The 228-nt window shown below is 36.8% G+C and carries 1 protein-coding gene; it reads right to left on the reverse strand.

What is annotated here, in order from left to right:
• On the reverse strand, positions 1 to 228 hold a 228-nt coding region (locus LJE08_RS14590), incomplete at both ends, for an integrase DNA-binding domain-containing protein (RefSeq protein ID WP_227403662.1).

The raw sequence follows: 228 nt of genomic DNA on the forward strand, positions 1-228 counted from the left end.
TCACATTCGGTTTTAAAGCGTTATGCTTTTCGTATAATTGCCACAACAACATTTTTTTACCCGAAGAATCAATTCCTTCAAATAGGTCACGTTGCAGGTCTCTTTCAAGATCTCGCAACGACCTACAAAAACGTTTTCCCTTTGGAACGGGGTCAGTATCAGTTAATCGCCATGAATACAGGAATTTTGATTTTCCATTTTTATCTTGATATTTATATGCGTATCGTC

Origin of the sequence: Holdemanella sp. DFI.5.55 (assembly GCF_020593575.1) — a bacterium.
GTDB lineage: Bacteria > Bacillota_I > Bacilli_A > Erysipelotrichales > Erysipelotrichaceae > Holdemanella > Holdemanella hominis.